This is a genomic window from Bradyrhizobium sp. P3_C3, assembly GCF_056402655.1.
Map to the genome: position 1 here is coordinate 150,410 of NZ_JBFUGY010000009.1, position 18,106 is coordinate 168,515.

At 60.8% G+C, this 18,106-nt stretch carries 17 protein-coding genes; 10 read left to right on the plus strand and 7 right to left on the minus strand.

The window, feature by feature from the left end:
* The first annotated feature begins 284 nt into the window (after positions 1-284).
* Positions 285-698: a hypothetical protein gene (locus AC1DW2_RS13020; RefSeq protein ID WP_477006243.1), complete on the plus strand. Its 414-nt coding sequence runs from the start codon at positions 285-287 to the stop codon at positions 696-698.
* Positions 699-1,102: 404 nt separating this feature from the next.
* Here the strand turns inward: AC1DW2_RS13020 and AC1DW2_RS13025 are convergent, their stop codons facing one another.
* The 3 genes from AC1DW2_RS13025 to AC1DW2_RS13035 form a co-directional block, all read right to left on the minus strand.
* Entirely contained in the window at positions 1,103-1,669 is a 567-nt protein-coding gene (locus AC1DW2_RS13025; RefSeq protein ID WP_063984233.1) for a hypothetical protein, read from the minus strand.
* A 27-nt stretch (positions 1,670-1,696) separates the two neighbouring features.
* Positions 1,697-2,065, minus strand: coding sequence for a hypothetical protein (locus AC1DW2_RS13030; RefSeq protein ID WP_201266186.1), 369 nt, complete (start codon positions 2,063-2,065; stop codon positions 1,697-1,699).
* Positions 2,066-2,230: 165 nt separating this feature from the next.
* On the minus strand, positions 2,231-3,202 hold the full coding sequence (locus tag AC1DW2_RS13035) for an alpha/beta hydrolase family protein (protein WP_477006244.1): 972 nt from the start codon (positions 3,200-3,202) through the stop codon (positions 2,231-2,233).
* A 120-nt stretch (positions 3,203-3,322) separates the two neighbouring features.
* Here AC1DW2_RS13035 and AC1DW2_RS13040 point away from each other — a divergent pair, with 120 nt between their 5' ends.
* The 4 genes from AC1DW2_RS13040 to AC1DW2_RS13055 all read left to right on the plus strand — a co-directional run bounded on the left by AC1DW2_RS13040 (position 3,323) and on the right by AC1DW2_RS13055 (position 7,213).
* Positions 3,323-4,132 (plus strand): LytTR family DNA-binding domain-containing protein, encoded by an 810-nt coding sequence (locus tag AC1DW2_RS13040; protein ID WP_477006245.1) that lies wholly within the window; start codon positions 3,323-3,325, stop codon positions 4,130-4,132.
* A gap of 201 nt (positions 4,133-4,333) precedes the next feature.
* Entirely contained in the window at positions 4,334-5,272 is a 939-nt protein-coding gene (locus AC1DW2_RS13045; RefSeq protein ID WP_477006246.1) for a helix-turn-helix domain-containing protein, read from the plus strand.
* 137 nt (positions 5,273-5,409) lie between these two features.
* Positions 5,410-6,123, plus strand: a complete 714-nt coding sequence (locus AC1DW2_RS13050) for an SDR family NAD(P)-dependent oxidoreductase (RefSeq protein ID WP_477006269.1) — start codon at positions 5,410-5,412, stop codon at positions 6,121-6,123.
* Positions 6,124-6,133: 10 nt separating this feature from the next.
* Positions 6,134-7,213 carry an NAD(P)H-dependent flavin oxidoreductase gene (locus AC1DW2_RS13055; RefSeq protein WP_477006270.1) on the plus strand — a complete coding sequence of 360 codons (1,080 nt, stop codon included), beginning with the start codon at positions 6,134-6,136 and terminating at the stop codon, positions 7,211-7,213.
* A 187-nt stretch (positions 7,214-7,400) separates the two neighbouring features.
* Here the strand turns inward: AC1DW2_RS13055 and AC1DW2_RS13060 are convergent, their stop codons facing one another.
* Positions 7,401-7,823 (minus strand): DUF805 domain-containing protein, encoded by a 423-nt coding sequence (locus AC1DW2_RS13060; RefSeq protein WP_477006247.1) that lies wholly within the window; start codon positions 7,821-7,823, stop codon positions 7,401-7,403.
* Positions 7,824-8,068: 245 nt separating this feature from the next.
* On the opposite strand from AC1DW2_RS13060, the gene AC1DW2_RS13065 reads away from it, so the two are divergent.
* On the plus strand, positions 8,069-8,827 hold the full coding sequence (locus AC1DW2_RS13065) for a ThuA domain-containing protein (protein WP_477006248.1): 759 nt from the start codon (positions 8,069-8,071) through the stop codon (positions 8,825-8,827).
* A 162-nt stretch (positions 8,828-8,989) separates the two neighbouring features.
* Here AC1DW2_RS13065 and AC1DW2_RS13070 read toward each other — a convergent pair whose 3' ends face one another.
* Positions 8,990-9,877: a haloalkane dehalogenase gene (locus AC1DW2_RS13070; RefSeq protein ID WP_477006249.1), complete on the minus strand. Its 888-nt coding sequence runs from the start codon at positions 9,875-9,877 to the stop codon at positions 8,990-8,992.
* 317 nt (positions 9,878-10,194) lie between these two features.
* Between AC1DW2_RS13070 and AC1DW2_RS13075 the strand changes: the two genes are divergently transcribed.
* A complete protein-coding gene (locus tag AC1DW2_RS13075) occupies positions 10,195-13,062 on the plus strand; it encodes an ATP-binding protein (RefSeq protein ID WP_477006250.1) in 2,868 nt (955 codons plus the stop codon).
* A gap of 223 nt (positions 13,063-13,285) precedes the next feature.
* Here the strand turns inward: AC1DW2_RS13075 and AC1DW2_RS13080 are convergent, their stop codons facing one another.
* Entirely contained in the window at positions 13,286-13,936 is a 651-nt protein-coding gene (locus AC1DW2_RS13080; protein ID WP_477006251.1) for an FMN-dependent NADH-azoreductase, read from the minus strand.
* A 203-nt stretch (positions 13,937-14,139) separates the two neighbouring features.
* Here AC1DW2_RS13080 and pdxR point away from each other — a divergent pair, with 203 nt between their 5' ends.
* From pdxR to AC1DW2_RS13095, 3 genes are all read left to right on the plus strand, one after another.
* Positions 14,140-15,561, plus strand: a complete 1,422-nt coding sequence (gene pdxR, locus AC1DW2_RS13085) for a MocR-like pyridoxine biosynthesis transcription factor PdxR (protein ID WP_477006252.1) — start codon at positions 14,140-14,142, stop codon at positions 15,559-15,561.
* Between the two features lie 127 nt (positions 15,562-15,688).
* Positions 15,689-16,144: a carboxymuconolactone decarboxylase family protein gene (locus AC1DW2_RS13090; protein ID WP_477006253.1), complete on the plus strand. Its 456-nt coding sequence runs from the start codon at positions 15,689-15,691 to the stop codon at positions 16,142-16,144.
* 106 nt (positions 16,145-16,250) lie between these two features.
* Positions 16,251-16,571, plus strand: a complete 321-nt coding sequence (locus tag AC1DW2_RS13095; protein WP_477006254.1) for a DMT family transporter — start codon at positions 16,251-16,253, stop codon at positions 16,569-16,571.
* Positions 16,572-16,779: 208 nt separating this feature from the next.
* Here AC1DW2_RS13095 and AC1DW2_RS13100 read toward each other — a convergent pair whose 3' ends face one another.
* Positions 16,780-18,009, minus strand: a complete 1,230-nt coding sequence (locus AC1DW2_RS13100) for a cupin domain-containing protein (RefSeq protein ID WP_477006255.1) — start codon at positions 18,007-18,009, stop codon at positions 16,780-16,782.
* Positions 18,010-18,106: the final 97 nt, after the last annotated feature.

An 18,106-nucleotide genomic window follows, 5' to 3' on the forward strand; every position in this document is an offset into this window, starting at 1 on the left:
CCCAAAACGTCGGCTTCGGGTCAAAAGCAGCAGTGGGCGCCAAGCTGTATCGGCGTCCGGTTTGCCCCTGACAGCCGACATGACACGCGCTCAATTGACCTTCGGCTAACGGCCATAAGCGAGCGCGGCAAAACATGCCAGCTCATGCTCCGGCAAATGCTATTGGTCCACGCCTTGGCGGGGTTAACGCTGCGCCGGAGAGCCAGAAAGTCCTTGACGCAACAGAACACCACGGATTTGGATCGGTCGGAAGACCTTGATTGGACGATGGACGGAGCCGACCCGTGGGATTTTTGCTGAGAATTATGCTCGTAACCGCTCTCGTGAACCTTGCTCCAGCCGTCGCCCAGGCGCCGAAGAAAGCCGTCGCTTCTCCTGCCTTGCAGAAGGAATTCGATGGCTTCATCGAGAAGTTTCGCGCGGCGCTGAGGACAAACGATTCCGCCGCCGTCGCCGGTATGACACGATTGCCGTTCATGAACGACAGCGCAATTCGCGACGCCGCGCAATTTCGCGCCAAGACCTATCCGACCTCGTTCACGGCGAAAAATCGCGCGTGTATCCAGCGCGGCAAGGCCGTCTACGATCGCGATCAAGAGAACAATGACAATTACTTCGTCTTCTGCGGCGAGCTCATCTTCGTCTTTACCAAGACGCCCGCGGGGTTCCTTTTTACGGAGGTCGGCGCGAATGACTGATCAGGCAGCAATGCTATCCACTGCCGCCGGACGTATGATCGGCGCCTCGCTCAGCGACGTATTGGATACCGCAACCTAGGCGATGGGCCGCACTCATCAACGGAAAGACTCGCCGCGAGCACAACGAGTCGGCTCAGCTCTCCATTAACGGACATGCAAACGGACAGCGGCGACTTCGCCTTCGGGGCACACCCGAAAGAACTCGGGCTGAGCATATCAAGTCTGCTTCACCCCCAAGGAGCGGACATCTAGCGGACATGCCGGGTCGACCGCTTGGGGCCACAAGCGGACCATCTGACCCAAATTACGAACAGAAGAAGAGCCCAGCTGTGGTGGGCTAGGCTCTCGTTCAGCGATTGATGGCCGCCTCAACAACCGTCTTTACGGCGACATCGGGTTCAGGATCATTTGATTTCCCAGGACGTATTGTGCGGGATGTCCATCGCAAAATAATCGCCAGAGCCAGCCAGCGCAGGCATAGCTATGCACGCAAATGGTTCGCTTCCGGTGATGCCCTTATACTTACCGGTGCCGCCGGTGATGATATGCGTTCCACAATCCATCTTCGGCTGGGCTTTGTCGAGGTCTCGAGTATCGAAGGTCGAGAAAATCTTGTCGCCGTCGCTGTCGGCGAGCACGCAAGCGCCGTCAATGTATTTCTTGTCTCCGGACGCGACGTTCAGCGCCACGCAGCGTGCTGACATCTTGTCCAGCATCTTCTCTCCCTTCATGTTTTGAGTGGTCCCGACCGCCTCCAGCGTAGTGGCCTTGCCGAGTTCGGCGGTGTCAATGCTCATCAAGGGCCGAAAAATAAAGTGCGTCACATAAGGAGTAGTCCCCTTCTTTTCAATCGGCTCTCCCGCGACAGCCGCGGGGGCAAAGGACACGAGCGCAGCAGCAAAAGCCGTTGCTTTGGTGAGTCTCATCGCTGCGGTGACTGTGGGGACTATGCGCACGTTGATGGAGTTCATGAGTGCCTCCTTAGATCAAGCGGCGGTTCAGGTCTCCGCCGTGAACTGCCGTGAGTTGAAATCGACCTGCGTATGCTTTCTCCTGTCAAATCGAGTTTGCACGCCGGCGCCGAGCGTCAACGTGATCATGCTTTCTTGATGCTTCGCCTTGGACTGACGAAGTATGTGGGGATGGTGGCTCCAATCATCGGTTTTGACCTCAATACAAGGCTCGACCGAACGACCTGGAATATTAGCATAATAGCATGGAACGCGGCGAACGTCAGCGTCATGCCCGGAATACGCAGCGCGCACCGTCAGCTGTCCTGACCGAATGCGCTGTGAAAAATGCAATTCTCCTGTTGTTCGGATGAAGCACGGGGCACATGGGTGCAGCGACTCTGTGCCGCTCTTCATGCTTTGCGTCGTTCCGCTTGCAACTCAGGAGGTGAGCATTGAGTCACGTCGATTTCCACAGCCACCAATATCCGTAATGTCCGCTTCGGGTCACGAGGGGACGTTCGCTCTGAGCGCGGGAATCTCAACTAACGGCCAAGAACGGACATCCCGCTTCAAAACCTGCTACTGCAGCGTCCGCTTGAAGAAGGCGACGATGTCGTGGTCGAATCGCTCATGAAACGCAGCGCGGTCGAAACCCGGCTTGCTTGTGCAGATTGCCGGCATGCGGGTTGCCAGGTCCGCAGAGCACGGCTTCAGAAAGTCGTAGTGCCCGGCGTCAGCCACGACGTGCGTCTCGGGCGGCGTCGGCAAAGCGAGCCGAACGGCTTCCGCATAATAGGGGTGTGGTAGCACTTGATCATCCTCGGCCCGCCAGAGCTGTACCGGCTGGAGGACAGCCGCCAGACCGTTGGTCCCGAAGGCAAAACCGAGAGCGGGCGCGGCGGAGACCACCGCCTTGATTCGCGGATCGTGGGTCCAGACGACATCGGTATCCGGCAGTAACGGGTGCTCTTCCATGATCTGACAGTCTTCGAAGGCGGGATGCGCCTTGCAGTGACTCGGAAGGGTCCGAAGGTCCGGCTCGCCGCCGGCGGCCGCTAGCACCGTCAAGCCGCCAGCCGAGAAGCCGAACGCGCCAACGCGATTGGCATCGAGGCGGCCGTGGTCGCTCCACGCGCCCAGCATGTAATCTGTGAGCAGCTTCAATTGCCGTGGCCGTTCCCAGATTGCGGTAGGACGGCTTTGGTCGCGCCAGCTATCGCCATTGTGCGTAAGAGCGGCGACGACGAACCCTGCATTGGCCAGGGCCGTGGCGGTGTCGAGGTGCCCGGCATAGGAGCCTCCGTGACCGTGAGATATGACCACCAGCGGAAGACCGGTGCCCTCAACCGGCGCGTCGCGGGCGACCATCTGTTGATCGGTCTCGACCGCCACCAGCTTCGGGGTCATCGTGGTCGGATACCAGACGCCCACCTCGATAGGTGGGCCTTGCGGATCGTCGATGCTGAAATGCCGGAACCCGACCGCGGCGTCGGCCTGGCCGGTGGTGACTGTGATGAGTACGGCGAAAAAGTATGCAATCGTGTAGCGCATGGGAACCTCTCGGCGAGTGGGACGCCAAGGATCCAGCAAACGGCACAGGCCTGCGCCAGCACTTGTTCGCCAACGGGCGAATGGGTTCGCCGGCGGGCAAACCGCCACTATAATGGCCTTATGAGCGAAGCGCGTCGGAGTGACTTTCTGCGGGATTGGGCCGTTGACCTCGCGATCGCGAGCGCCTGCGCCATCTTTTTCGGCCTGATCGGACCGTTTGGTAGCTATCTGAACGGACCGACCTGGCAGCGCGTGGTGTTTCAACTCGCCTGCTTCTTACCCGGAATCCTCCTTTTCGGATCGCTCATCCGGGTGGTGCTGCGGCTCCGCCTGAACCCGGCGATGACCTGGATGTCGATCCTCCTCGGCGTCGTCATCCTGAACGCGCCATTCCAGATCTGGGTCGTGTCGATCGCCGTATCGATATGGCCTTTCCTGAAAATCTTGCGACCACTCGATTGGTACTTGCAGGGGCTGATCACCGCCTTGCCGATTGTGCTGGGTTTCACCCTTCTCATGCAGGCCCGGTTACATCGCCGGCAACAGGCCAAGGAAGCCGGCGAAGCGCCGCCAACCGCTTTCGGGCTACTCGGTGCGCCACCTTCCGCGGTGCTTTGCCTGCAGATGGAGGACCACTATGTACGCGTCCATACCGCCGGCAACTCTCACCTTGTACTGGCGACGCTCAACCAGGCAATGATGGCGCTCGAAAATGCCGATGGCCTGCAGGTACATCGCTCCTGGTGGGTCGCGAGGAGGGCGGTTGTGCGGGCCATTACCGAGGGCCGCAATCTGCGACTGCAGCTCGTCAATGGAATCACGGCCCCCGTCGCCCGGTCAGCCGTCGCCATCGTGCGGGAGGCGGGCTGGTTGACGAACGAGGACCCGACGGGAGGCCGCAGCACCGAAACAGAAATATTGCCCCTATGACGGAGGCCATGTCCGTTGTGGGTCAAAAGCTGGTGGTCGGCAGCAGCGTGGCAACGTCGGTTGGGGGCCAATAACGGAAGTGAGCGGCTACACTGCTTGATCGCAGATGCGTGATAGGGCGGGGGCCAGAGTTGCGGTCAGCCACGAGTCCGACCACATTGACGCCGTCGAGCCCGCAGCCTGTCCAAAGGTGACGCCCGCGTGAATTTATTTGGCCGAAACCAGGAATTGACATCTCGGCCGACGCCGTCAGGCGAACGGAGCTCCAATAAATACGGCGTCGCCGGGCTGCTGGCGTCATCCGCCACGCGAGGTTGGTCAAATCTCACGGCAGAGCTTCGCAGCCACCACGGTACGGTTGCCTGGAATAACCCCCAGCCTGATGCCGAGATCTGCGTTGATGTGCGCGGTAGTCGGTCCGTTGTCACGCGTCGGCTGGACGGGGCCATCGACTCGACCATCTCCGAACGTGGAACCATCTGGTTTCGTCCGGCCTGCGTGCAGCAAGGCCTGATCGACATGTCCGAGCCGGTGCCCGCGATCTTGCATCTTTACCTACCGACCGGCTTGTTCTTGTCGCATGATCTGGGTGAAGGGTTCGACGCGACGGCGATCGATTCACTCCGCCACAAGGGCGGCTTCCGCGATCCACTGCTTGCCGAGATGGCCTTTGCCATCATGCTCGAACTGGAACACGAGACGTCCGCGGGCAGGCTGCTCGCCGAAACCCTGGCATTGAGTCTGGTGGCAAGATTGATCCAGAACCATGCTGCGCCGCGGTCCGGCCTGGTCATGCCGGCCGCAGGGGAAGGGCTCGACCGACGCAGATTGGCGCGGGTGCTCGACTATATCGAAGCCAATTTGGAGGGCGATCTGACGGTAGCGCGGCTGGCCTCGGTTGCCTGCCTGAGCGAGTTTTATTTCGCGCGCGCGTTCAAGGCCGCCATCGGCAAATCGCCGCATCGGCATGTCAGTGCAAGGCGCCTCGAACGCGCCAAGGATCTGCTCTGCAATGCGGACCGGGCCTTGGTCGATATCGCCCTCGGGCTCAGGTTTTCGTGCCAGGCCAATTTCACCCGCGCATTCCGGCGAGCCACGGGCCAGACACCGGCGCAATATCGGCGAAACCGGCTGGCTTGACTTTGTTACCGATGTAACGATCTGCATCCACCGACGGCAGGAAATGACAATAGCTGAGCAGGCGATGCAAAGCGGCATTGCCTCGATCAGGGTAACTGTTCGCCCATCCATACACTTTGCGTGAAGGAGAAGCGAATATGACTTCCGAACGGAAGGTTGCCATCATCACCGGAGCATCGCGCGGCATTGGCGCAGGATTGCTCGAGGCCTACCGGGATATCGGCTACCACGTCGTCGCCAGTTCTCGTTCGATCGGCAGGAGCGACGATCCGTCGATGCTCGCGGTCGATGGCGATATCGCCAGCGCAAAGACGGCCGATCGCATCGTGGAACTGGCCATCGAGCGCTTCGGGCGGATCGATACGCTCATCAACAATGCCGGCCTGTTCATTGCGAAGCCCTTTACCGATTATTCTGAGGCCGACTTCGCCAAGATGGTCGGTGTCAATCTCGCGGGCTTTTTTTATCTGACGCAGCGGGTGGCGGCGAGGATGCTGCTCGCGGGTTCGGGTCACATCGTCAATATCACGGCCACGATCGCCGAGCAGCCGATGGCGTCCCTGGCGGCGGCGCTCGCGGCGCTAACCAAAGGCGGGCTCAACGCGATCACCCGCTCGCTCGCGATCGAGTATGCAAGCCGGAATATCCGCGTGAATGCCATATCGCCCGGTGCGATCGCGACCCCAATGCATGCGCCGGAGGCGCATGGCTTCCTAGCAAGTCTGCAGCCGATGGGCCGCATGGGCGAGATACAGGAGGTCGTCGACGCCGTGATGTATCTTGAACGAGCGGCTTTCGTCACCGGCGAGATCATGCATGTCGATGGCGGCGCGTCCGCCGGCCACTGGTAGGAGGTGTGCGATGTGGTCTAACCGACGTCTTGTTGAATTGTTCAAGATCGAGCATCCGATCGTGCTGGCACCAATGGCCGGATTGGGCACGGTAGACCTTGCAGCCGCGGTCTCGAATGCCGGCGGCATGGGCTCGATCGGCTGCGCCGTCTTGACGCCTGAGCTCATTGCAAAGACCGTTGCCGAGCTACGGCGACTGACGAAGAGACCAATCAATCTCAACTTCTTCTGCCACGATGCGGCAAAGGCGGACGCCGCTCGCGAGCGTGCCTGGCATGAGAAGCTTTCGTCGTATTATCGCGAACTGGGCATCGCCCCCGCAACGGCTGCACCGCGCCTCGATCTCGCTCCGTTCGGCGATGCCGCGTCCGCCGCAGTCGAACAGGTCCGGCCGGAGGTGGTAAGCTTTCATTTCGGTTTGCCCGAGCCCGGATTGGTCGATCGGGTCAAGGCAGCCGGCTGCAAGGTGATCTCATCGGCGACGACAGTCGACGAAGCATGCTGGCTCGAAAAGCATGGTGCCGATGCGATCATCGCTCAGGGGTACGAAGCCGGAGGACATCGAGGCTCATTCCTCGATTCTAACAGCGAGCGCGCGATCGCCTCACAGGCCGGCACGTTCGCCCTTGTGCCACAAGTCGCTGACGCCGTCAGCGTGCCCGTGATCGCAGCCGGCGGGATCGGGGATGGACGAGGGATCGCAGCGGCGTTCGCACTCGGGGCCGCCGGCGTGCAGGTGGGAACCGCCTTTCTGCTTTGTGCCGAGTCGGCAACGCCCCCGCTCCATCGCGAGGCCCTGCGAAACGCGCGGTTGAACCAGACTGTCGTGACAAACGTGTTCTCCGGGCGACCGGCGAGGGTTCTGGTCAATCGCCTTGCCGCCGAGATCGGTCCCTGGTCGGACGCGGCGCCGGACTTTCCGCTGCCCATGGGCGAACTGTCGCCGCTGCGTGCTGCGGCTGAGCAGAATGGAAACTCCGATTTCACGCCACTCTGGTCAGGTCAGGCGGCCGCGCTTGCCCGCGAGATGCCCGCCAGAATGTTGATGGACGTCCTCGTGCGGGAAGCCACCAAGTCTGGAGGCCGCTGATGTCCGGCTTGGGATACCAACCAAAGTCCGAATTGGGTCAAAGTCAGGCCATCGGCGCGCCGGGTTTACCCTGCGAAACCGACCTGACGTTGAGGAGCGCTGTCGGCAGGGATGGGCCATCAGCGGACATTGCGGCTGACTTTCGCGCCACCGTTCAAACGCCCGGCCGGTCTGCTTTGGGGACGCGCTAGACGCGCGTGCGCGGTAGCGAGGTCGAGCCGAACCGATTGTCGCCAGGCCGTCCGGGAAATGCACTCAGGATTGCCGCCAATAAAAGATAAGGAAGCCAATACGGAATGCTGAGCGCGTCGACGAGGAGAGGAATTGCGAGGATTGTGAGCGCCCACCAACCCGAGATGTTGAAGTCATGTAGTCGCTTCACAAGGATTGCAGCGAGCGGCCAGAGCGAGATAAAGAGGACAGCGTGGACGATGGGCCAATCGGGCGGAGGGTTGACGCTATAGTATTGGGGTCCTGAATCAGTGAGCTTCCTCGCAATGCGCACGACGAGCATGTCGACTAGCACAAGTCCCAAAAGTCCCAATCGAAATTCCTGCGGACCGATGCGGCCTTTCATGGATAAAAAATACCAAATGAAAGCTGAATGCATGCGCCTCCGAGATCATCCTGTCCGATAGCTGTAGTGCAACGCTTAAGCAGCATAGGCTATTCAGCCCAACACTATCCGAATAGATAACCTAAAATTGTGCGCACGGGCGGACAATCGCCGACGGTCACAATAGGATCAGGCCAGCAGCGTCGCATAGGACGCCAGAGGGCGATGCCCCCCGGTCGGCGCTGGGCTGATCTGTGCTAGGCTTCGTCAACACATGGTTGGTTTTGGCGGAGGCGATTGTGAGGCGACGTGAGTTCATCGCGCTCCTCGGCGGCGCGGCGGCAATCCGACCACTCGGCGCGCATGCGGGGCGTCCGCGAGAGCGCATCCTCTATTTCACATACTCCGCCGGCTACCGGCATGATGTCATACCGCTTTCTAAGGTTATCCTGACCCAGCTCGGAAGCCATTCGGGTGTTTTTGAAGTCACTGCAACGGAAGACACGTCGGAATTTTCTACCGAAAACCTCGAGCGCTACGCAGCGGTGATGTTCTATACGTCAGGAGAACTTCCGATGAGCGACGCGCAAAAGAGAGCTCTTCTCAACTTTGTGCGCTCGGGCCGCGGGTTCCTCGGCGTTCATTCGGCGACGGACACATTCTACACTTGGCCGGACTATCTCGATCTGGTCGGCGGCTACTTTAATGGTCATCCTTGGCATCAGGCCGTGAAGATCGAGGTGGTTGATCCCGGCGATCCCCTGGTGGCTTTTCTCGGGAATTCGTTGCAAGTCGAGGACGAGATCTACCAAATCGGCGACTTCGACTATCGTGGTTCACGCGTGCTCCTGCGCCTCGACCCAAGCTCGGTGGACCTTGGCAAGACCGGCGTACATCAACGATTCTATGGCTGGCCTCTCACCTGGACCCGATTCTATGGCGAGGGACGAGTATTTTACTCGGCGCTAGGCCACGAGCCGTCAGTTTGGCGGGACGCCCGCTACCAGCGAATTCTCACGAACGCTATCCTGTGGTCCATGCGGAGGTCGCCCTGGTAGACGCCGCGGCACTTCGCATTTGCGCCACCGCCGGATTCGTTGGCTGGTGTCCATGCCTGAGGTTCGGACCGTCTTGGTCTGCGACTTCCGCTCCGGGTCAAAATGCGAAGAACTCAGAGTGAGCCTTGATGATCCTGACATCGCAGCCCTGCATGGCCGCCGTCAGCCCAACGCCTCCATCCAGCCGGCGACGGCCCGTCCGATCTCGTCCGGCGAATCTTCCTGGACAAAATGGAGTCCCGAGATCGTCACCTCGGTCTGTGCCGGGAGGCTGCGGGCCAAATCGAGAACCGGGCCATGGGCGAGGATCCCACCGGGCTCCGCCCTCAGGAACAACTTGGGTATATGGCTCGTCTTAAGCCAGTCAGCGTAGGCGGTCACGATCGCAGTCACGTCGGCGGGCTCGCCCTCGATGGGGATTTGCCTTGGCCACGTCAGCGTCGGACGCCGGCCCTCGCCGGGCTCGGCGAACGGCCGTCGGTACTCCGCCATATCCTCGTCGGACATCTTGCGAAGGATGGCTCCCGGCAGAATCTTCTCGATGAAGAAATTGTCTCGCAAGACCATTTCCTCGCCTTTCTCGGAACGCAGCCCCTGCAAGGCGTGACGCATTTCGAACTTGTCCCAGTGGTCCCAGTATTGCGGCCCCATGATCGCCTCCATGTACGCGATACCCTTCACGGCCTCGCGGTGGCGGTTGGCCCAGTCGAAGCCGAGCGCCGAACCCCAGTCATGGATGACGAGGGTGACCCGTTCGCGCACGTCCAGGGACTCGAGCAGGGCATCGAGATAGCGGCGGTGCTCCACGAAGCGATACGAGTTGGGACCGCTGTCAGGCAGCTTGTCGGAATCGCCCATGCCGATCAGGTCGGGGGCGATGCAGCGACCCAGCGGCTTCAGGTGCGGCAACACATTGCGCCAGAGATACGACGAAGTGGGATTGCCGTGCAGCAGTACGATGGGGTCGCCCTTTCCCACCTCCACATACGCCATCTCACGGCCGAGGACCTGCCGCCGCTGCTTCTTATAGGGAAATGCCGCAGAGATCATGTTCGCTCTCCCGTTTACATTTGGGCGCAGCGACACCGCGAAGCCTGCGCAACAGCGCGCCGCTGGGCTCGAGAGTGATCTTAGTAGGGCCTTGCATCAATCGCTTGCCCGCCATTGATGCTGCTTTGCTAATCTTGCTCAGAAGATCACCCAAGCAGATACTGGGTATCAAGCCATTGATATGCCGCGCGTTAAGCGGATAGTTCGACGGCGCTTGCCCACTGCCCAGATCAACGTTTAAGCTGCTTTCCTGGAGCGGTTCCCTGATCTGATGCTGAGATTTTCTTAGGATTACTCAACCGACGGGGCAGGCCGTGATGGCCGAGCAAGGCCTACGAGCCGTCTATGAGTCGAACGGGTGGGAGATCGATCTTACCCAGCGTGAGCTGCGGTCCCGAGGTGTTTCCGTTCCGATCGGGAACCGTGCATTCGAGATTCTGGAGATTCTGGTTCAGTCGGGCGGCGAGCTTGTCACCAAGCGCGATCTTATAGATCGGGTGTGGCCGGTTGCGACGGTCGAAGAAAACACGCTCCAGATTCATATATCCGCCATTCGCAAGGCGCTCGGCGCAGATCGCGAGTTGTTGCAGACGGTGTCCGGCCGCGGCTATCACCTGCGCGGCATCTGGACCATGCGGCCAGCAACCGGACCGGGACATCCACTCTACCTCAAGGAAAGTGCGTCGGCGCAGCCATTAGCGTCGACCAACCTGCCGCAGCCGGTTTCAGCGTTGATCGGCCGCACCGCCGAGGTCGAGGAAATCTCGAAGCTTGTTCGTGCCGGCCGGCTCGTCACCCTGACCGGGGCGGGGGGCATCGGCAAGACACGGCTCGCGCTCGCGGTCGCCCGTGAACTGCTGCCGCATTTCCCAGAGGGCGTGTGGCTGGCCGAGTTCTCGCCGCTCGCTGATCCCAGTCTGGTTCCCATAGCGCTCGCTGCCGCGATCGGACTCAAGTTCGGCGGAGGTGAAATTTCGACGCAGCGCGTGGCGCTGGCACTGGCAGCGCGGCGCTTGTTGGTGGTGTTGGACACCTGCGAGCATGTGATCGACGCCGCGGCGAGGATGGCTGAGGGCGTGCTGCGAGCCGGATCCTCGGCTCAGATCATCGCAACCAGCCGCGAGCCGCTCCGGGCCGAGGGGGAGCAGGTCTACTGGGTGCAGCCGCTCTCGATTCCGACGGAGGACGCGGACGATCTCCTGGAATACGGCGCCGTCAGACTATTCATCGAACGTGCACGAGCAACCGAGGCAGGGGCGGTTCTGGATGGCTATCAGGCAAAGACGATCGCGGCGATCTGCCGGCGTCTTGATGGCATACCGCTCGCGATTGAAATGGCGGCGGCACGTGTCACGGCACTCGGTGTCGAAGAACTCGCCGCTCACCTTGACGATCGCTTTCAATTGCTGACCGGAGGGCGGACGGCGCTGCCGCGGCACCAAACTCTGCGGGCGACCTTCGATTGGAGCTACGAGCTACTGACTGAGCCTGAGCTGGTGCTCCTCCGCCGGCTCGCGGTCTTCGCCGGCGCCATCGACCTGGAGGCGATCTGCGCGGTGGTAACGGGCGCCGGGATCGCTTTGCCGGACGTGGTCGATGGAATTTCCAGCCTGGTTTCGAAGTCGCTGGTTGTGGCGGAAATCGATGCCACCACGGCGCGCTACCGCTTATTGGATACGACCCATACGTATGCCCTCGAAAAGCTCGGCGAGAGCGGGGAACGGGAACGGCTCGCGCGCCGCCATGCCGAATATTACCGGGACTTGTTCGAGCGGGCTGAAGCGGAGCTGGAGATGCGCCCCACGGTCGACTGGATGGGCGACTACGGACGGCACATCGACAACCTGCGCGCGGCGCTGGGCTGGGCCTTTTCACCCAGCGGTGACGTGCAGATTGGCGCGGGGCTGACCGCGGCCGCAGTACCCCTATGCGTCCACTCGTCGTTGCTGGAGGAATGCCGCGGCCGCGTGGAGCGGGCGATCGGCGCCCTTGGGGCTGCCGTCAATGGCGACGCGCGCCTCGAGATGAAGCTGTATACCGCGCTCGGTACGACCCTGATATTTGTCACCGACGCGAAAATTCCCGCGCTCGGCGAAGCCTGGACAAAGGCGCTGGAGCTTGCAGAGAGGCTTGACGATGTCGAGCACCAATTGCGGTCGCTGTTAGGCTTGTGGTTCTTTCACCGGGTTGCCGGCCGCCTTCGCGCCTCCTTGACCGCCGCGCAACGATTCAGCGCCCTTGCGGCAAGCCGGTCGAATTCCAACGATCGGCTGATCGGTGAGCGATTGATCGGCATCTCGCAGCAATGCCTCGGCGATCAAGCGAGCGCGCGGTATCACCTCGAACGCATGCTCGCGCACTATGTTCCTCCAGTCCAAAAGTCGCGGATCAGCCGTTTCCGGAGCAACCAGCGGGTGACCGCCGGCGCCTTTCTGGGCCGGACCCTATGGCTGCAGGGATTTCCGGATCGCGCAATGCACGTCACCGAAACATACCTGCATGAGGCATCTGCCAGCAGACACGTCAACTCGGTGTGCTACATCGTCGCCAACGCAGCATGCCCGATCGCGCTGTGGAGCGGCCATATGGATGTCGCAGACCATTACGTGGCAAGGCTGATCGACCTTTCGACCAGGCATTCGCTGATGCGCTATGTTGCCTTTGCCCGCAGCCATCAAGGACTGCTTGCGATCAAGCGCGGAGATACCGCCGGCGGATTGCCGCTGCTGCGGTCAGGCATCGACGAACTCGGCGACGAAGTCAACGCATCGCATCGCTATTTCCTGTTCGTTGGTGAGATGGCGGAAGGCTTGGGGCGCGTCGGGCAAGTGGGCGAAGGACTTTCGGTGGTACACGATGCGATCGCGCGCGCAGAGGAGACCGAAGAACGCTTGAGCATCGCCGAGCTGCTGCGCATCAAGGGCGAACTGCTGCTGTTGCAAGGTGCGCCCGGCGCTGCGGCAACGGCCGAGGATCAGTTTTACCAGGCGATGAAGTGGGCGAGCCTGCAGGGCGCTCTGTCCTGGGAACTACGCGCCGCCACAAGCTTGGGACAGTTGTTTCGCGATCGGGGCCGACCGGCTGACGCGAAGGCGCTGCTGCAACCGATTTACGACCGGTTTACCGAAGGTCTCAACACCGCCGACCTTAGGCGAGCAAGAGGTCTCTTGCGTGATCTCAGTTAAGCCAATCTCCGTTCTTAGCGAGGCTCTGATGTTTGGGGGAAGTTTTTCTTGCGCAATTGAGGAGGCAAGTACCTCAGCTTCCCGGGCGCTGTACTGGTCTCGCTGGTAGGGAATCCCGCGAGGTGCAGGCGTCCCCAGCTTCTGCGCGAAGCGGCAGCGTCTGCTCAGGACCAGGAACGGACGTATCGGTGGCCGAACTGAACGCGGGAAGGCCGTTGCCCGTTCATACTGCTTGCTGAAACACCCCCGTTGAATGGCGCGCGAAACGGAGGAAGAACCTCTGCATTGCCTGATCCGCCTTGGTTCGGGCTGCGACCAATGCATCAGGACCAAGGGCCGATCCTTCAACGGAGAAGAACGTCAAATCATGCAGCCCGATGGTAGCGAGGATAGCTTTTAGATACGGCGTGAGAAAATCGGGCTGATGCGCGCGATCGCCGGAAAATCTTCCGCCCGAGGACACTGCGACAAAAACCGGGCGGTCGCGCAACGCCCCCAGTTTTCCTTGGGCAGTCACGTCGAACGTTCGACGGACTCGAACGACGTGATCTATCCAAGCTTTGAGAGCGGCAGGCACGGTGAAGTTATGCATCGGAGTTGCGATGACGACGAAGTCCGCGCTCTCCAGTTCCTGGATCAGTTCTTCGGACCGGGACATGGAACCCTCGACAAACATTTCCAGGTACGATCGCTCGGTCGCGCCAAGAGCAGTTGCGTAGCTTTCATCGATATCGGGGACGCCGCTGATCGGTCGGATTATGACGGTTGCCGTCGGCTCGCTATCCAGCAAGTAGCCGACGATTTTCTGAGATAGCCTGTAACTCTCCGAGGCTTGCCCGCGGGGGCTGCAAGTCAAATGCAGTATTTTCGTCATCTGCTTTCCAATCTCTGCTGTCCGAACTCTGATCATCAGCAAAGAGCAATTTCGGCCTGCATCCAAGGACCATGAATAAGCTTTGCGACTGGTCCATGATTTGCCGGCGCAGGCTTGACCGCTGCAGCGTGCGAGGAGTGGAGACCAATCCGAACCGTTATGGCATAGTGGGTTTTTCGTTCATCGAAAGATCGGATCGGGCCATGCCTGCCGCGAATCCCCGAAAGCTCCCGCCGCTCGATCCGAAGGCGGCAGCACCGTTCTACCGGCAGATTTACGATCGGTTTCGCGACGCTATCGCCACTGGAATGTTGAAGCCTGGTGACCGCATTCMGTCGGCACGGGCGTTGACCAAGGAATTGGGGCTGGCCAGAGGTACCATCGACACGGCTTATTCCTTGCTGGCCGCTGAAGGGTATGTCGAGGCGCGCGGGCAGGCAGGAACCATTGTAAGCCCAGACCTTACGCCGCGAATATCCATTGCGAACACGACGCCGCGAGCGGATCCCCGGATGGATGCAGTCAGTTTTCGTCCGGATTCCATCCTGCCATTCCAGATGGGTTTGCCCGCCCTGGATGCGTTTCCCCGGAAGATCTGGGCACGCCTTGGCGCGCGCAGTGCGCGGGCCATGCAGCCTTCCGATATGATCCATCCCCCTGTGTCCGGCTTGCCTTCGCTGCGTGCTGAAATCGCGAGATATCTCCAGGTTTCGCGTGGGATAAACTGCTCCCCATCTCAGGTGTTCGTGACCTCGGGATACCGCCAAACCGTGGAGCTAATCGGTCATGCCCTGCTGAAGGCGGGTGATCGCGTCTGGCTCGAAGACCCGGGATATCCGCCCACGCGAGAAATTTTCGAATATATGCATATCGAAGGCATCTCGGTGCCGGTCGATGCGGAAGGCATGGTCGTTTCTGATGCCATCAAGCTCGCGTCCCGGGCGCGCGCAGCGGTGGTCACGCCTGCGCATCAGAGCCCGCTCTGCATGTCCCTGTCGTTACCTCGGCGTCTGGCGCTGTTGGACTGGGCCGCGCGAAACAAGGCATGGATCATCGAAGACGACTACGATGGCGAATACCGCTATGTCAGCCGCCCCCTCCCTGCATTGAAAAGCCTCGATCGTGACGGGCGGGTGCTCTATGCGGGTACCTTCAGCAAGGTACTTTTTCCAGGCATGCGGCTGGCCTATCTCGTCGTGCCGGAAGCGCAGGTCGAGCGGTTTGAGGAGGTCACCGAAAGCCTCTCAACTGGCTCTCCGGGGCTTACGCAAACCATCGTCACTTCATTCATCGCCGAAGGACATTTTGCGCGCCATATCCAGCGGATGCGGAGGCTCTATGCCGAGCGCCGCGCGGCAACCGCGGCGGGGCTGGAAAGCGTGCTGGGAAAAAATGTGCGAATAGATTTACAGCCGGGGGGCATGCACCTGATCTTGCGTCTGCGAGGCAACCGTTCAGATCGCCGGCTCGCTGCGAGCATGCGGGAACAAGGCCTGTACGCGGAGGCACTTACGGATTGGACGAGGCGCAATGATGGGGCTTCCGCCCTTCTTTTGAACTTCACGAATATCGCCTCGCGGCGCACGGCCGAAAATTTCGGACGGCGCATTTTGGGATTGATGTGACTGAAGTTCGAGCGTGACCTGCTGGATTATGGAAATCATGGCCCAGCTACAAACGCCTATCATGGACCTTCTTGAATAGGCCAAGATGCGAAACGATGGAATCCTTCAACCAGATGAGGATTCAATCATGAACAAGCGCATCGATTACGCCAAGGCTTCACCGGAAGGCTTCAAGGCTTTTGGAGGGGTCTACGTCTATCTTCAAAAAAGCGGCCTTTCAAAGCAACTTGTCGATCTCGTGTATCTGCGGGTTTCGCAGATCAATGGCTGTGCCTACTGCATCGATATGCACTCCCGCGACCTGCTCAAGTCTGGTGTCGCCGCGGACAAGCTCGTGCTGGTGCCTGTGTGGCGAGACGCGGGGGAAGTCTTTAGTGAGCGCGAACGCTCTGCGCTGGCCTGGACCGAAACCGTGACGAGGGTGGCCGAAACCGGCGTTCCCGATGCCGACTACGAGGCCGCCGCCGGCGAATTCAGCGACAAGGAACTCGCTGACCTCACCTATGCCATCGGCTTGATGAGCGCGTTCAATCGATTGGGAATTTCGTTCCGCACGATTCCCGCTGCCGCCAGTAAGGCTTGAGGCGCCCATCAGCAAGCATGTCGCGCATGGAATCCTCCATGCGCGTCCAGCCCCTCACAAGCGGCCCGGCCGTAACGCCCGGTGACCAGCGAATGGATTGACCCACATGGCATGGATGATATTGGCCTCCGCCGGCCTTCTCGAGATCGGATTCGCCTTCGGTATGAAGTGGTCCGCAGGCTTCACGCTTCTGATACCCGCGCTGTTTACGGCTGTCACCGGTTTTTCAAGTGTCTTTCTTCTCTCGCTGGCGCTCCGCACACTTCCCGTAGGAACGGGGTACGCGGTCTGGACCGGTATCGGTGCCGCGGGTACCGCCGTTCTGGGTATCGCAGTGCTGGGCGACTCTGCGTCGCCTGCGCGGATACTTTGCATTGCTTTGATTGTGGCCGGCGTGATTGGACTAAAGCTTGTCTCTGCAAACTGAGGATGCCACTGACGCTCGGGTGCCCGTTTCGGCCTGACCGTTTGATGCTAAGGCGGATCCGGCGACCACCAACGCAGGGCGGCCCAGGTCAGAACATTCATGGCGTTCTCCTTCTGCAGCCGGAGAGGGCGATCTTGCCGGCGGTCCGCCAGCGGCCTGCCCACCGGGCGCCGGACGAGTGTGCCGCGATTCACTCCGACTTGGGCGGTTATTCCGGCACGACCAGAGCCTTGTTCGTGCGCAGCGCGCTCATCACCTTCGGATCGAGTTTGAGATGGGCTTGCACCAGTCCCGGCGGTGTTGCCGCCATCCAGGTATCGAGCGAGAAATCGATAAAGCGGTCACTCTTGAACGTCTCGAGAAATCGAAAGTTGGTCGAGCCGGTATTCTCGAGATAGTGGCCCATCGCCACCGGGACGTAACCAACGTCGCCGGCCAGCAGATCAAATGTGCGCGCCTGCCCCTGGCCGGCAAACACACCCATGCGCGCCTGTCCCTCGATGACGTAGAGCCACTCGTCTCCGTTAGGGTGCCAGTGCACCTCGCGCAATCCGCCAGGTTCGAGTTCAACCAAGGCCGCTGCGGTCGTGGTGCTGATTGGAAACAAACGGGAATCAGTGATCCGCACCGTTCCGCCCTTCGTCTTGATGGGCACCTGCTCCATCATCCGCCACGTGTAGCTCGTCTCCGACGCCTTTGCGCCCGATATGGCTTCCGATCCGAGCGGCCCCGGCAACGGAGCCAGGAAAATATAGCGCTCGCTTTCATCGGGGGTGTGGCCGAACAGCGAGGCAGGAACTCCGAAATTCTTGCCCAGCACATCGGTCGGTATGCGCTTGAACCAGTCGTTGAGCAGGAAGGTGTTGTCTTCGTCGAAATCGCCATCGTCGAACACGAGAAGAAATTCGCAGCCGTCGGGGCCGAGGCCCTGGATCGAGTGCGGGGTTCCGCCCGGGAAGAACCAGAGATCTCCGACGCCGACGTCATCGACGAAATAGCGCCCCTCGGAATCGACCGCCGTCACGCGAGCCTTGCCATAGAGCATGTAGGCCCATTCTGACGCCTTATGCCAATGCAGCTCACGCACACCGCCCGCGTTCAGGCGCATATTCACGCCGGCCATGGACTTGGCAATGCCCAGCTCACGCTGCGTGACCTGGCGGGTCCAGCCGCCCGGCTCAAGCCGCATATGGGCGTCCGAGAACGAGAAGCGCAGGTTCGGCAAGGTGCCATGATCGGTCGACGGCGGTACCAGCAGATCCGGGTTCTGCTGATCCCGCATGAGATTGCGCGGACCGGGATCGGTGCCGCCGTGACCCGGTCGCTGTGGCTGAGGAATCGCGCCGCCCGCGGTTTGCGCGTGCGCCAGCCCAACGCTCGTTAGAAGACCTCCGGTAGCAGTCGCTGCCAACATATGGCGACGAGAAATGGAATCCATGCGCGGTTCTCCCATGATTCCAGGCTACTTCTGCGCACGACACCTGCGCCTGACGTCTCCGAGCGTCGTCCGTTGGAAGCGGTTCACACTATCAAAG

Coding starts and splice junctions, on each gene's coding strand:
- AC1DW2_RS13025 (WP_063984233.1), bottom strand. CDS start 1,669: ATGAACTCCATCAACGTGCGCATAGTCCCCACAGTCACCGCAGCGATG.
- AC1DW2_RS13030 (WP_201266186.1), bottom strand. CDS start 2,065: ATGAAGAGCGGCACAGAGTCGCTGCACCCATGTGCCCCGTGCTTCATC.
- AC1DW2_RS13035 (WP_477006244.1), bottom strand. CDS start 3,202: ATGCGCTACACGATTGCATACTTTTTCGCCGTACTCATCACAGTCACC.
- AC1DW2_RS13040 (WP_477006245.1), top strand. CDS start 3,323: ATGAGCGAAGCGCGTCGGAGTGACTTTCTGCGGGATTGGGCCGTTGAC.
- AC1DW2_RS13050 (WP_477006269.1), top strand. CDS start 5,410: ATGACTTCCGAACGGAAGGTTGCCATCATCACCGGAGCATCGCGCGGC.
- AC1DW2_RS13055 (WP_477006270.1), top strand. CDS start 6,134: ATGTGGTCTAACCGACGTCTTGTTGAATTGTTCAAGATCGAGCATCCG.
- AC1DW2_RS13060 (WP_477006247.1), bottom strand. CDS start 7,823: ATGCATTCAGCTTTCATTTGGTATTTTTTATCCATGAAAGGCCGCATC.
- AC1DW2_RS13070 (WP_477006249.1), bottom strand. CDS start 9,877: ATGATCTCTGCGGCATTTCCCTATAAGAAGCAGCGGCGGCAGGTCCTC.
- AC1DW2_RS13075 (WP_477006250.1), top strand. CDS start 10,195: ATGGCCGAGCAAGGCCTACGAGCCGTCTATGAGTCGAACGGGTGGGAG.
- AC1DW2_RS13080 (WP_477006251.1), bottom strand. CDS start 13,936: ATGACGAAAATACTGCATTTGACTTGCAGCCCCCGCGGGCAAGCCTCG.
- AC1DW2_RS13090 (WP_477006253.1), top strand. CDS start 15,689: ATGAACAAGCGCATCGATTACGCCAAGGCTTCACCGGAAGGCTTCAAG.
- AC1DW2_RS13095 (WP_477006254.1), top strand. CDS start 16,251: ATGGCATGGATGATATTGGCCTCCGCCGGCCTTCTCGAGATCGGATTC.
- AC1DW2_RS13100 (WP_477006255.1), bottom strand. CDS start 18,009: ATGGATTCCATTTCTCGTCGCCATATGTTGGCAGCGACTGCTACCGGA.